General features: G+C 68.3%; 12 protein-coding genes. 4 read left to right on the plus strand and 8 right to left on the minus strand.

Annotated elements, in window-relative coordinates; translation table 11 throughout:
* The first annotated feature begins 116 nt into the window (after window positions 1-116).
* Together VEC57_16640 and VEC57_16645 are read left to right on the plus strand one after the other, a co-directional pair.
* Window positions 117-365: a hypothetical protein gene (locus VEC57_16640; protein HYC00763.1), complete on the plus strand. Its 249-nt coding sequence runs from the start codon at window positions 117-119 to the stop codon at window positions 363-365.
* A 105-nt stretch (window positions 366-470) separates the two neighbouring features.
* Entirely contained in the window at window positions 471-1,247 is a 777-nt protein-coding gene (locus VEC57_16645) for a hypothetical protein (GenBank protein HYC00764.1), read from the plus strand.
* Window positions 1,248-1,296: 49 nt separating this feature from the next.
* On the opposite strand, the gene VEC57_16650 is transcribed toward VEC57_16645, so the two are convergent.
* The 3 genes from VEC57_16650 to VEC57_16660 form a co-directional block, all read right to left on the minus strand.
* The gene (locus tag VEC57_16650) at window positions 1,297-2,397 is read right to left on the minus strand and encodes a ferritin-like domain-containing protein (GenBank protein ID HYC00765.1); all 1,101 of its coding nucleotides are present in this window, start codon (window positions 2,395-2,397) and stop codon (window positions 1,297-1,299) included.
* A gap of 108 nt (window positions 2,398-2,505) precedes the next feature.
* On the minus strand, window positions 2,506-3,885 hold the full coding sequence (locus VEC57_16655) for a sigma-54 dependent transcriptional regulator (GenBank protein ID HYC00766.1): 1,380 nt from the start codon (window positions 3,883-3,885) through the stop codon (window positions 2,506-2,508).
* 148 nt (window positions 3,886-4,033) lie between these two features.
* Window positions 4,034-5,527, minus strand: a complete 1,494-nt coding sequence (locus VEC57_16660) for an ATP-binding protein (GenBank protein ID HYC00767.1) — start codon at window positions 5,525-5,527, stop codon at window positions 4,034-4,036.
* A 141-nt stretch (window positions 5,528-5,668) separates the two neighbouring features.
* Between VEC57_16660 and VEC57_16665 the strand changes: the two genes are divergently transcribed.
* Window positions 5,669-6,142, plus strand: coding sequence for a hypothetical protein (locus VEC57_16665; GenBank protein ID HYC00768.1), 474 nt, complete (start codon window positions 5,669-5,671; stop codon window positions 6,140-6,142).
* Window positions 6,143-6,229: 87 nt separating this feature from the next.
* Here the strand turns inward: VEC57_16665 and VEC57_16670 are convergent, their stop codons facing one another.
* The 5 genes from VEC57_16670 to VEC57_16690 form a co-directional block, all read right to left on the minus strand.
* Window positions 6,230-6,499, minus strand: a complete 270-nt coding sequence (locus VEC57_16670) for a hypothetical protein (GenBank protein ID HYC00769.1) — start codon at window positions 6,497-6,499, stop codon at window positions 6,230-6,232.
* Window positions 6,500-6,616: 117 nt separating this feature from the next.
* On the minus strand, window positions 6,617-8,473 hold the full coding sequence (sppA, locus tag VEC57_16675) for a signal peptide peptidase SppA (protein ID HYC00770.1): 1,857 nt from the start codon (window positions 8,471-8,473) through the stop codon (window positions 6,617-6,619).
* A gap of 8 nt (window positions 8,474-8,481) precedes the next feature.
* Window positions 8,482-9,879, minus strand: coding sequence for a hypothetical protein (locus VEC57_16680; GenBank protein ID HYC00771.1), 1,398 nt, complete (start codon window positions 9,877-9,879; stop codon window positions 8,482-8,484).
* Window positions 9,880-9,927: 48 nt separating this feature from the next.
* Window positions 9,928-10,677, minus strand: coding sequence for a uracil-DNA glycosylase family protein (locus VEC57_16685; protein HYC00772.1), 750 nt, complete (start codon window positions 10,675-10,677; stop codon window positions 9,928-9,930).
* Between the two features lie 8 nt (window positions 10,678-10,685).
* Complete coding sequence (locus VEC57_16690; protein ID HYC00773.1) at window positions 10,686-11,564, minus strand: TIGR03620 family F420-dependent LLM class oxidoreductase; 879 nt, start codon at window positions 11,562-11,564, stop codon at window positions 10,686-10,688.
* A 118-nt stretch (window positions 11,565-11,682) separates the two neighbouring features.
* Between VEC57_16690 and VEC57_16695 the strand changes: the two genes are divergently transcribed.
* Window positions 11,683-12,900 (plus strand): acyl-CoA dehydrogenase family protein, encoded by a 1,218-nt coding sequence (locus tag VEC57_16695; GenBank protein HYC00774.1) that lies wholly within the window; start codon window positions 11,683-11,685, stop codon window positions 12,898-12,900.
* Window position 12,901: the final 1 nt, after the last annotated feature.

Here is a 12,901-nt window from a genome sequence, read left to right on the forward strand (position 1 = left end):
GGCGCGCCACCCGAAGCGGTGCTGCAGCGAGCCTTTACGTCGGCGGCGCCGGGGCGTATTCCGAAAGTACGCAGGGCGGGTGCCGGGCCGCCGCTGCCATCGTCACGGAGGCAACCATGGCCTACATCCAGACCATCTCTCCACGAAACGCCGGTCCGGAGCTGGCGGAGGTCGTCCGCTACATGCATCGGGTGAGCGGCATCGGCGTGGTCGCCAACATCGTGCGCCTCTTCAGTCTTCGGCCCGCCTCGATGCGGCGCATGATCCGGACCTGGGAGCTGGCGATGTGGGCGGGCGAGGAGCCGCGCGCGCGGCGCGAGCTGGTGGCCGCGATGGTGTCGCGGCTCAACCAGTGCGTCTATTGAGAGGACGGCCATACGGCATTCCTGCAGGCTGCAGGAGGACGAGGAAGCGCGGTCGCGGATCTGCTCGAGGGGCGGCACGAAGGCGCCGAGCGCATCGACATCGCATTGGCCGACCTGGTGCGGCGCTGCCACGAGAGGCCGGCGCGCCTTTCGAAAGATGACCTGACTCCGCTGCGCAACATCGCCGGCGATGCCGCGCTCGATTACGTGCTGGTGCTGGGCGGCTTCCACTTCATCAACCGCATGGCCGACCTGCTGCACGTGGACTCGGAATTCGTGCCGGACGCGCTCTCGCGCATCGGTTTCATGCGGCGCGTCGCGATCTTCGTTGCGAGCAAGCTGTTCACGCGCATGGATCTGGTGAACCGGCCGTACGACCGGACGTTCGAGCAGGCATGTCGGGAGATGCAGCCGGCCTTCCGCCGCGCGACCGGCCGCGACCTCGACGGCGACCTCGACCCGCTGCGTGCGCGTCCCAAGCTCGTCGAGGTCCTGCGGCTGGCGCTGGAGGAGCGCGACGTGGCCAGCAGCCTGCCGCGTTCGGTGACGGCTCGGGTGCACGCGCTCGTCGAGGAGTATCTGCCGTCGCGCGCCGAAGAGGCCGACGGCTTCCACGCGCGGCCTGCCGATCCGCTGGAGGCATTCGTGTTCGTCGGAACGCGCTACGCGGCTCGCACGACGCCCGAGATGATCCAGCGCCTGCGCGGGATCGGCTACGACGACGTTGGCATCCTCGATCTGGCGACGGCGGTGGCCGATGCCAACCAGTGGGCGCGCCTGCACCGCCTGCTCGGCCTGCCGCGCGACATCCTGGCGCCGCAGCTTCCGCGCGCCGGGATTGCGCGCGCCGAGCACGAGCCGCTCGCGGCGGCCGCGGATTGACCGAAGGCAGGTCTGCATTCGAGCCAATGCTCGAATGCAAAGACGCTTGTTACGAGGCTGCGGCCGTGGTGGCGCCGGCCGACTGGAACTGCTGGATCAGGCGCACCAGCTCCTCGGGCGGCATCACGTCGGGATCCTCGGTGGAATCCTTCATGTCGGCGAACTCGAGGATGCCGATCTGCTCGTAGGCGTCGCGCACGCGCGGCGTGAGCAGGCCGAGCCTGCGCAGGTTCGGCACGATCTTCGAGAACAGCATGCGGCGGAAGCCCGTCATGTACGGCGTGGTCTTCGCCCAGCCCACCCACAGATCGACGTCCCAGCCCATGCGCTCGTAGACCTGCTCCATCAGAAGCCGGTCGCGCATCAGGTAGGTCGCCTCGATGACGAAGTCCTCGCGCTCGCGCAGCTCGGCCGACGTGAGCTGGTTGCGGTAGATATCCTCGAGCGACAGCACGCCGAATGCCACGTGCCGCGACTCGTCCTGCATGATGCGGGAGGTGATGTCCTGGATGAGCGGCTCGTCGGGCATCTGCACCTTCATCAGCCCGAAAGCGGCCAGCGCCAGACCCTCGACCATGATCTGCATGCCGAGATAGGTCATGTCCCAGCGCGAGTCCGACAGGATCTGGTCGAGCAGGATCTGCAGGTGCCGGTTGACCTCGAAGGAACGGCCCAGCTTTTCGGTCAGGTAGCGGTGATACACCTCGACGTGGCGCGCCTCGTCGGCGACCTGGTTGGCCGCGTAGAACTTCGCTTCCTCGAGCGGAGCCGACAGCACGATCTTGGCCGTGGCCAGCAGCGCGCCCTGCTCCCCGTGCAGGAACTGCGAAAGCATCCAGGCGTTGGTGTTGAGGTTCATCTCGATGAGCTGCTCGGGCTCCAGCGGCTGCGGCGGGGCCAGCAGCGCGTTGACCATGTGATGCACTCCCATGTCGACGCGCTGGCGGATGAACGCGTCCAGATCCACCTTGATCGACCAGTCGATGTCGGTGGCGTTCCAGGTCGACGCCTTGCCCTTCTCGTAAAGCGCCATGAGCTTTTCGCGCCCCAGCGCGTACTCCCAGTCGAAGACCGTGTTGATTTCGGACGGAACGGTCTCGGAAGCCCCGCTCGGGGGCAGTGGAAGGGGATTGCGCTGCGTGTACTGCATGGCGGCGGGCTCCTTTGGATGGCGGCGAACGATCTTACAAGAGCGACAGTAGGCGGAGGCGGCGCGCGTGGCAAGACGTGCAGCCGCGACGAGGGCGAAGACGGCAGCTCAGCCGCCTTCCTTGCGCAGCCGCTTGTACAGCGTCTTGCGATCGATCCCGAGCAGCGCGGCCGCCGCGCTTCGGTTGCCGCCCGTGCGCTCGAGCACTTGCATGATGTGCCGCTGCTCGAGCTCGGCCAGCGTAAGGCCTGCTGTGTCGCTGTCGGGCGTCGAGGAAATGCGGCCGCCGGCCTCCTCGGCGTGGCGGCGAAGCGCCTCGGGCAGATCCTCGACGTCGATAGTCTCGCTGGTCGACAGCGACAGCGCGTGGTCGATGGCGTTGCGGAGCTGGCGGACGTTGCCGGGCCACGAGTAGCCGAGCAGCGTAGACCGCGCCTGCTCGCTCAGCTTGCGCGTGCCGCCGCCGAGCTCCTGCAGGAAATGCGCGATCAGCGCGGCCACGTCCTCGGGACGCTCGCGCAGCGGCGGTATGCGGATCTCCACGACGTTGAGCCGGTAGAACAGATCGGCGCGGAAGCGGCCCGCCGCGACCTCGGTCTCCAGGTTGCGGTTGGTGGCCGAGACGACTCGAACCGAGACGGTCTCGGTCGTGGCCGATCCCACGCGGCGCACGGTGCCGTCCTCGAGCACGCGCAGCAGCTTGGCCTGCAGCACCGGCGACATTTCGCCGATCTCGTCGAGGAAGATGGTGCCGCCGCTGGCCACCTCGAACAGGCCGGCGCGGTCGGCTCGTGCATCGGTGAACGCGCCGCGGACGTGGCCGAACAGCTCGCTCTCCAGCAGCTGCTCGGGGATGGCGGCGCAGTTGACGGGAATGAAGGGGCCGCTGGAGACGGGACTGTAGCGGTGCAGCGCGCGCGCAATCAGCTCCTTGCCGGTGCCGCTCTCGCCCGTCAGCAGCACGTTGCTGCGCGAGCGCTCGAGCTGGCGCACGGTCTCGACCACGCGGCGCATGCCCTTGGAAAGCGCGACGATGCCTTCGATCGCGCTGCGCTCGCCGGCCAGGGCTTCCAGGCGCGCGACCTGGCTTCGCAGCTGATGCGTTTCCAGCGCGCGCTTGACGCGCGAGCGCAGCTCGGTGATCGACACCGGCTTGGTGACGTAGTCGTACGCGCCCGTGCGCATCGCCTCGACCGCCTGTTCGATGGTGCCGAATGCGGTGATGAGGATGACCGGAACGGTCGCATCGGCCGCGCGCACGCCGGCGATCACGTCCATGCCCGACATGCCGCTCATCTGGAAGTCGGTCAGCACCAGATCGAAGCCGCGGCTGAGCGCCTGCAGCGCCGCTTCGCCGTCGTGCACGCTGGTAATCAGGTACTCGTCCTGCCCCAGGCAGTCCTCGAGGAAGCGGCAGAACTCCGGCTCGTCATCGACGATGAGGATGCGCGGCTTGTCGGCGGGCTTGAGGCCTGATGCGGTGGTCATGAGCGTGCTCCTGCAAGAACGGAGGCGGGCGCCGGCGCTGCGGGCGACCGGATGGGATCGGGGTTGCGTGGATTCATCCGTGTGCGCCTGCAAAGACGGCCTTGGGCGCCGGACTTGCTGGCGAAGAGGAGAGCGTGCTTGCGCAGGTTCATCCTCGGGCTCCTGCCGCGGCGGCCACGGGGCCCTGCGCGGCTGCCAGCGGCAGATAGACCAGGAAGCGCGTGCCGCGGCCGACCTCGCTCTGCACGTCGATGTAGCCGCCGTGGTCCGTCACGACCTTGTAGGCGATGGCCAGGCCGAGCCCGGAGCCGACGCCGGCTTCCTTGGTGGTGAAGAACGGCTCGAAGATGTACCGGCGATGCTCGGGCGGAATGCCGGGCCCATTGTCGGCCACCGTCATCCGCGCGAATCCGTGCTGGCCGCGCGGCGAGGTCACCGGCGCGGCAAGCTCGATGTCGAGCGTGCCGCTGCTGCCCATCGCCTGCACCGCGTTCATCACTAGGTTGACCATGAGCTCTTCGATTCGCCGCCGATCCACGACGGCTTCGACCGGCTCGTCGGGGAGCGAGGTGCGAACCGTGAACGGCTTGAGCTTGGGCGCGAGCAGCTCGAGCGTCTCGCGCACGATGTCGCCCATGTCGTTGCTGCGCGGCTCGCCCTCGGTGGTCCGCGCAAAGCCGAGCAGACGTCGCACCGTCTGCGAGATGCGCTCGCACTGGCCCACGATCGTCTCGAGCTGGCGGCGCTGCCCCGGCGCCAGCCCCGGCTCCTCGAGAAGCAGCTGCGCGCGACCCTGCACGACGTTGAGAGCGGTGCCGATGTCGTGAGCGACACCGGCGGCAAGCTGGCCGATGGCCGCCAGCCGCTCGGACAGATGCAGCGAGCGCTCGGCCTTGAGGCGCTCTTCGTGCTCGGCGCGCAGGCTCTGCGTGGCGCTCTCGAGCTCGTCCTGCATCTGGTTGAGCGCGCCTGCCAGTGCACCGATCTCGTCTCGCTGGCGAACATGCACGCGTGTCTGCGGACCCATGCGCCCGCGTGCGATGGCGTCGACGGCGCCGGCCAGACGCGACAGCGGCTTGACGACGAGCGCGTAGGCGAAGAACCACAGCACCGCCGACAGCGCCAGAGCCAGCGTCAGCCCGAGTTGCGCGGCGCGCCGGCGAGCTTCGCTGCGCGCCTGGCGAAGATCCGACCAGTCCTGCACCACGGCCAGACGTCCGATCACCACGTTGCCGCGTCCCTGCAGCGGCGCCACGCGCACGTAGCGATGCTCGCGGTGGAGCAGGAACGCCGGCGGCGCCCATGTGTCGGCGGCCAGCGCGCGCAGCGCAGGCGTGGACTCGAAGGCGGTGCCGACGATGGGGCCGCCCTGACGGTTGAGCACCATCACGCCGATGACCTCCTCGGAGGCCTCCAGGCGCCGCACCATCCGGGCGAGATCGGCGAGGCTGCCGGTGCTGAGCATGTTCTCGACGGCCACGCGCGTTGCCTGCGTGAGCATGTCGAGGCGATTGATCTTGGAGTCTTCCAGGGTGCGCTCGAGGTCGGCGGTCCACAGCAGCGCGAATGCTGCCCCGGCTACGGCCACGACGGCGACGAGGACGACGGTGAGCTTGCGTGCGAGCACCGGCGGCGATTCCACCGATGACTGGGGACGTTGGCAACAGCTCTGGGGTCTTTCTCCCCGAGCGCGTCTGCGCCCAATGCATGGACTCGTGGAAAATCAGGGACTTCGGATCGGCATGCAACCTGCTCTTACGACCGGCGTGGAGGTGAGAAGTCGATGAGTGAGAAGAAGCTCGTGCGATTTTCCCTTGCGGCGCTGTTGGCTGCGCTGGCGGTACCTTCGGCCTCCTCGGCCGCTCAGGCCGCGGCAGCAACGAAGGCCGGCGTGCAATCGGACGCCAGCGCAGCCACCGCCGTCACGGGAGTTCCCGGGCCGGGGGGTACCGAACACGCTCGCTCCGATGGCGTCGCAAAGGCTCCTGCGCGCGCCGTCGCAGCGGGACCGGTGGGAGGAAGACCTGGTCCAGTCCTGAGCGGCCGGCTCGTCGTTCTGGATGCGGAAGCAGGAACTTTCGGGATCGAAGGGAAGAACGGGCTCTTCCGATCGCCGAAGGGAACGGATCTGGCCAGCATCGGCGGCAAGCGCGTGCGCGTGCACGCGAAGGCCACCGGTGAGGTTTCGTCCATCGAGGTCGTAGGCGGAGAGGCAGCGAGCTCGGGAACGAATCCGGCCGAGCCGGTTCAGAACTGATCGATCGAAGAAAGAACAATCCAATCAACCAAACGTCCCGCTAAAAAGCGCCGGCCGGGCAGAATGAGCTGCTCGGCCGGCGTTTTTTTACGGCGCGACCGGTGCGACCTCGATGGTCTCGCTGCGCTCGATGATGCGGCGGCTGCCTTCGTCATCCTCTTCGATCCGCTCCTTTCGCAGCTTCTGCTCGGCCTCGAGACGCTCCTTGTCCATCTTCTGATCGTACTCGAGCTGCTTCCTCTCCAGCTCCATGCGCGTCTTCTCCGCTTCGACCTCCGGATCGTCGGCCAGCGCGTAGCCGGGCGCGATGCACAGGGCGAGCGTGAGCAACACGGGCAATGCTTTGATCGGCGACATGTCGGACCTCCTTGGCACGGGTGATCAACAGATGCGTCAACTCTGACACATCTTCCGCGGCCAGCCAGAAGGCGCGCGCCGGCTGGGGGAACGCGCACGGACAAAATGGGGATCGCGCTAGTGCTGACCGCGGGCCAGGATGAAAGGCAGTCGCAGCAGCACCCGCTCGCGCTCGAAGCTGCGCGCGATCGATCCCACCTGCGATGCCAGCGCCAGCTCCATGCGCGAATGCAGGTGCGAGGCGGTCTCGCCTTCGGAGAGGCAGTCGCTGAGGCTCGAGAAGGACCTCAGGCAATCCAGGATGTCGGTCTCGTAGCCGTAGCGTTTGATGCGATAACGCTTGCTCGTGTCGAGCTCGGCCAGCTCCACGGCCGCCTTGACTGCTTCGGTGAAGCCGCCGAGCTCATCGACGAGACCGAGCCCGTAGGCTTCCAGCCCCGTGTAGACGCGGCCCTCGGCCAGTGAGTAGACCTTGCCCATTTCCAGCCCGCGTCCCTGCGCGACCTTGCGCACGAACGTGTCGTAGGTGTGATCGACCTGATCGGCCAGCAGCTCGGCGTCCTGCCGTGAAGGCGTGCGCGATGGCGAATACAACCCGATGCGATCGGTCTGCGTGACGGTATGGAAGCTCAGGCCCCACTTTTGCGGAAACCCCGGCAGCTTCGGCAATCCGGCCAGCACACCGATGGATCCGGTGATGGTGGTCGGCTCGGCGAGAATGCGAGAGGCCGGAGCGGCAACGTAGTAGCCGCCCGAAGCGGCCGACGCGCCCATGGAGACGACCACGGGCTTCACGCGCGTCGTCCTGCGCACCTCCTTCCAGATGAGATCGGAGGCGATGGCGGAGCCGCCTGGGCTGGAGATGCGAAAGACGACCGCCTTGATGTCGTCCTCCTTGCGCGCCCACTGAAACGCCTTGGCCAGACGCCTGGGCGTGATCATCCCTTCGTCGTCGCCGCCGTCGTCATACAGGACGATCTCGCCTTCGGCCTCGATGACGCCGATGCGCTCGTCGATGCCTGCCAGGTCCTGCGCCTCCCGCCCGCGCGTGGCCGAGCCGTAGCGCGACAGCTTCATCTTCTCCTTGGCTTCCCACTTTCCGCGCAGGCGCATCTCGTGCTCGGCCGAGTACGAAAGCCTGTCGACGAGCCCCGCCTCCAGTGCCTCGTCGGCGGTGAAGAGGCCGCGCTTCATCCAGTCGCGCACCTTCTCGGGAGTCGTCCGGCGCGAGTCCGCGATCGTGTCGGCAAGATGCCCGCGCAGGCTCTCCTCCATCGACTGCATCATCTCGAGCGTGGCCGGCGAAGGCGTATCCGAGATCAGCGGCTCGAAGGCCGACTTGTACTTGCCGGCGCGCACGACCTGGAACTCGACGCCGAGCTTCTCCAGCGCCGAGCCCATGTACATCAGGTGGAAGACCGGCCCCGGCACCTCCAGCGAGCCCGCCGGCGTCATCTCGACCGTGTCGCCGGCCGTGGCGAGGTAATAGGCGTCGGTGTCGGCTTCGGTCAGGTGGAATGCCAGCGGCTTCCCCGCCTGCCGGAAGCGTACGAACGCCTGCCGCAGCTCCGTGATCGCCGCCGGGCTGGCACGCAGATCCTCGATCTCGATGAACAGCCCCTGCACCTTTTCGTCGGTGGATGCGCGCTCGAGCACCTTGACAAGATCGGGCAGGTACAGATGGCGCCGCGCGCCGAGCAGTCGGTTGAAGACCTGGAAGCGCATATCAGGCGCCGTCTCGGCGATGCGCCCGCCGAGTTGCATCTCCACCAGCACGTCCTCGTTCACGCCGGCCTTGGGCGCTTTGGCGATCTCCTCGACGCTGTCGCTCGACAGCGCGATGTAGAGCAGCATCGCCGGCGCGACGGTGACGAACAGGCCGATGGAGGCAAAGAAGAAGCGGCCCGTTCGATAGAGGCCGCGGAGCAGGCGAAAGATCAGGCGGGGTCGGCGGGGCGTGCCGGGCTCATTCATCGGGTCTCCTAGAATTCGACCACTTGCGGCTCACCGCTCTCGACGGTTTCGACGCCGATGGCGCGGGAGCGCCGCCGCGCATAGCGCATCGTCGCTGCGGCCGCGGCAGCCATGACCATGGCGAAGAACGGCAGCAGCGCTCCTGCCGGCACGCGGCGCGCCGAGTTCGACAGCGCCACCCAGGCCAGCGGCAGGGTCTGCAGCACGCCGGCTGCCGCCAGCGCGAGCGCTGCACGGTCCCGAAGGGCGATCAGCACCGCAAGCGCAGCCAGCATGGCCAGCGATGCGGCAACGCCGAGCTTGTCGCGTGGCGTATCGAAGTACACGCGCTTGATGCCGTATCCGGCGCGCGCGATCGCATCACCGATCGTGTGCTCTTGGACGTAGGTGCTCCAGGAATATCTGGGCGTGCCGGGCACGTGGGCGCGCTCGTAGTCGTCCACCCACAGGTAGTTGGGCAGGTAGCCGTGATAGAGCGGATTGCCGGCGTACAGCAGGCGCGGCAGCCAGCTCGGCGTGGCCACGACGATGAACAGCGCCAGGGCGCCCGCGTACAGGCCCAGAGGAAGCCGCGGCAGATGCGCGAGCGGCTCGTCGTCTTCCTCGTCTTCGTCCTCGTTCTCGTCGGCTTCTTCGGCGACGGCGAGCTCGTCGCCCTCGAAATCGACGGCCACAACCGGTTCCTCTTCCTCGAGCTCGCCCTGGAGCTGGCGGCGCACGGTGACCACGTCCTTGGCCACCATCGCCACGGCGAGCGCGCCGGCCAGAAGCAGCCCGTTCGTCCGCGTCAGATAAGCGAGCGCCGCCAGGGCGGCCGTAGCCAGCAGCGCGCCGGAACGGCGCGTGCGCAGGTACACCATCGCGGTGCCGATGCACGCCAGCGAGATCGCAACATAGAGCGGCTCGGTCAGCAGGCGCTCGGTGGCCAGGTCATACAAGAACGTGGACTGGTAGACGACGGTGGCGGCGACGAGCCCGGCAAGGGCGCTGCCGCAGCCGTAGGCGCCGGCTGCAAACGCGATCCACAGCGAGACCACGACGAGCGCCAGCCCGATCTTGGCGAGCGCGGGAGCGCCGGTCAGCCCGGCGGCTTCGCCCGCGGCCAGCAGTGCAGGATACGCGGGCTGGCGATGGGCGCGGTCGGGCCCACCGGTCGGCTCGACGTAGCGCATGCGGAAGTCGCCGCGCGCGAAGTCGTCGGCGATGGCCAGATAGTGCTCGCTGTCGCCGGACACCAGACGGCGAATGCCGACGAGGCTGGAGGAGACGTCATCGATGTAAGTGGAGCCCTGGCTCCACAGCGCCAGCGACAGCATCGCGACGCCCGCTGCGCAGGCGATGCCGTCGCTGCGGCGCCGCAGAAGACGGCGCAGCGCATGAGCACGGCGTAGAATCAGCTCGAACACGACCCGCCCATTATGCCTGTCCGCTCGCCTCACGTCGCCATGCGCGCGTCAAGGAAGTGCAATTCCGAGCGCGCGAAGCTCGCGTTCGGCCGCGCCCGCCCAGTCGCGGTTGGCCGCGGGGCTGGCCGGGCTGGGATGGGGGATGCAGCCGAGGCGCGCCTCGGTGCTCGTCAGCACGCGGAGGATGCGCTCGGTGGCGAAACGACCGATGCCGATCACGTGGCGCGGCGCCAGGCAGGCGACGCTCTCGGCGAGCGCACGATCGCAGGCGGCGAAGAGCGCGATCTTCTCGGCCGGCGGCAGCTTGTCGGGAGTGCGGTTGCGCCCGCTCTTCTCGAGGAAGACCAGCGGACAGTAGTTGAGGACGAAGAAGCGGCCGAAGAAGCGGGCGGGCGTGCCGAAGCGCGTTCGGGCCCAACCCCACAACCGGGCGCCGCTGACCTCCTCGCGCGTGCAGTCGAAGCCGAGGACCGGACGCTTGGGGTGCTCGCGCGGCGGCCTGCCGATCTGCGCGCGGATGCCGAGCCAGTCACGCACCAGCGGCACGTGCCCGAACGGAACTCCGGTCTGCGTCATGCCGAACGGCCCTGGGTTCATGCCGACGAGCACCACCTCCTTGCGGCCGCCGCCGTACCGGCCGACGTACTCGGCGTAACCGGCGCGCGCGTAGGACAGCGGGTTGTAGACGTACTCGACCTCGCCGCCGAAGCGCAGGCGGCCGACGCCTGCGCAGAGCTCGTCGGCGATCTCGAGCAGGCGCGCGCCGCCGCAGTCGCCGCCGCGGGCGTGGGGCTGCACGCGTGCGCTCAATTCCTGGCGGGAGCGAACGCTTCGAGCACTCGCCAATCGGGCTGCGGCAGCCCCAGCGGATGCAGAGGCTGAATGCAGACGTGATCGGCGCCGGCGTCGTGGTGGGCCTGAATACGCGCGGCGATGGCCTTCTCGTCGCCCCACGCCACGATCGCATCGACGAGCCTGTCGCTGCCCATGTTGGAGAAGTCGTCGCCGGAGAAGCCGAAGCGCTCCAGGTTTCGCCGGTAGTTCGGCAGGTCCAGGTACATGGCGATGGCGTTGCGCGCGACGCCGCGCGCCTTGGCTGCGTCTGTTTCCAGCAGCACCTTCTGCTCGGTGCATATCCAGGCGGTGGGGCCGACGGTTTCGCGTGCGAAAGCGGTGTGCTCGGGCGGCACCAGGTACGGGTGCACGCCCGCCGTCTTTTGCGCCGCCAGCGCCAGCATCTTCGGGTGCAGCGCTCCGACGACCACCGGCGCGTTGTCGCTCGGCGGCACGGCCGCGTACGGCGCCTTCTCCATCGCCTCGAGGTAGTCGCGCATCATCGAATAGGGCCGGCTGTAGTCGTGGCCGCGCAGCCCCTGCACCAGAGGCCGGTGCGAAACGCCGACGCCCAGCAGGAAGCGGCCTCCGGACTGCTCGGCCAGGGTGCGCCGGCCCGACGCCATGGTCAGCGCGTCGCGCGCGTAGATGTTGGCGATGCCCGAGGCAATCACCAGCGACCTGGTCGAGGCCAGAAGGAAGGACGCCGACGCGAAGATCTCGCGGCCGACGGCCTCCGGAAGCCACATCGCGCCGTAGCCGAGCTGCTCGACCTTGCGCGCGGTCTCGGCCGCCTGCTCGGCGGGAAGCGCATCGAGGAAGGTCCAGACACCGAGTTTTCCGATTTGCATGGGAGGCCTCCTGCTCGGCGCGAAGTATGGCGCGGCACCGGGCCGGGGCAAGGCTGCCGGCGCCTTTGCGAAATGGAGAAACGTGTTCTAACGCGGGCCACGAACAGCCGGAGCCGCCATGAATCTGACCTACAGTCCTGAGTACGAAGACTTCCGCGCCAAGGTCCGCGCCTTCCTCGACGCCTGCTGGACCGCCGAGGACCGCGCGCGCTACGGCGGCGGCGAGGTGCTGATCGGTCGCATCGCACGGCCCGATGAGCGCGTCACCGAGTTTCGCATGCAGGCCATCGAGGCCGGCTATCTGTATCGCAACATTCCGCGCCAGTGGGGCGGCGGCGAGCAGGCGTTCGATCCGCTCAAGTCGGCGATCATCCGCGAGGAGTTCAAGCGCGCCAGGGCGCCGCGCGAGATGGTGGGGCAGGGGCCGTCGATGCTCGTGTTCACGCTGCTCGAGCACGGCACCGAAGAGCAGAAGCGCCGCTTCATCCGCGACACGCTGCTCGGCAGGCTGCTGTGGTGCCAGGGCTACTCCGAGCCTGGCGCCGGCAGCGACCTGGCATCGCTGCGCACGCGCGCCGAGCTGGACGGCGATCAGTGGGTGGTCAACGGCCAGAAGATCTGGACGTCCAATGCCGACGAGGCCGACTGGATGTTCGCGCTGGTGCGCACCGAGCCGGAGGCTCCCAAGCACGACGGCATCAGCTACATGCTTATCGACATGAAGACGCCCGGCATCACCGTGCGGCCGCTGCGGCAGATGACGGGTGAGAGCGACTTCAACGAGGTCTTCTTCGACAACGTGCGCGTGCCGCGCGAGTCGCTGGTGGGCGAGCGTGGCAAGGGCTGGGTCGTCAGCCGTTCCACGCTGAAGTACGAGCGGGCGCTCATCGGGGACACCGATATCAACCGCCGCACGCTCGATGGCATGGTGGTGCTGGCGCAGGCCGTCGAGCGCGGCGGCCGCCCCGTCATCGAGGACGGCGTCATCCGCGGCAGGCTCATGGAGATGGAGTGCCGCCTGGCGGCGGCCGAATTCCACTCGATGCGGCTGCTGACCATGCAGTCGCGCGGGCAGGACCCGGGCTTGGCGGGAATGGTGCCCAAGCTCTACGGCACCCAGCTCACCTACGACATCGCGCGCCTGGCCATGGACATCATGGGCGACGGTGCGGCTCTGGCGCCTGGCGAATCGAACGCGCCGGCCATGGGAATGTTCGTGCATGCCTACCTGTGGTCGCTCGGCATCCTGATCGCCGGCGGCACCGCCAACATCCAGCGCAACATCGTGGCTGAGCGCGGCCTCGGCATGCCGCGCGATCCTGCGCAGAAGCGGTAGA

The organism is Candidatus Limnocylindrales bacterium (genome assembly GCA_035626395.1).
In the GTDB taxonomy this organism is placed as follows: Bacteria; Desulfobacterota; Binatia; order UBA1149; family CAITLU01; genus DASPNH01.

Bases quoted from the DNA above. Each gene is read 5' to 3' on its own strand.
- VEC57_16640 (HYC00763.1), top strand. From the start codon at position 117: ATGGCCTACATCCAGACCATCTCTCCACGAAACGCCGGTCCGGAGCTG.
- VEC57_16650 (HYC00765.1), bottom strand. From the start codon at position 2,397: ATGCAGTACACGCAGCGCAATCCCCTTCCACTGCCCCCGAGCGGGGCT.
- VEC57_16655 (HYC00766.1), bottom strand. From the start codon at position 3,885: ATGACCACCGCATCAGGCCTCAAGCCCGCCGACAAGCCGCGCATCCTC.
- VEC57_16665 (HYC00768.1), top strand. From the start codon at position 5,669: ATGAGTGAGAAGAAGCTCGTGCGATTTTCCCTTGCGGCGCTGTTGGCT.
- VEC57_16670 (HYC00769.1), bottom strand. From the start codon at position 6,499: ATGTCGCCGATCAAAGCATTGCCCGTGTTGCTCACGCTCGCCCTGTGC.
- sppA (HYC00770.1), bottom strand. From the start codon at position 8,473: ATGAATGAGCCCGGCACGCCCCGCCGACCCCGCCTGATCTTTCGCCTG.
- VEC57_16690 (HYC00773.1), bottom strand. From the start codon at position 11,564: ATGCAAATCGGAAAACTCGGTGTCTGGACCTTCCTCGATGCGCTTCCC.
- VEC57_16695 (HYC00774.1), top strand. From the start codon at position 11,683: ATGAATCTGACCTACAGTCCTGAGTACGAAGACTTCCGCGCCAAGGTC.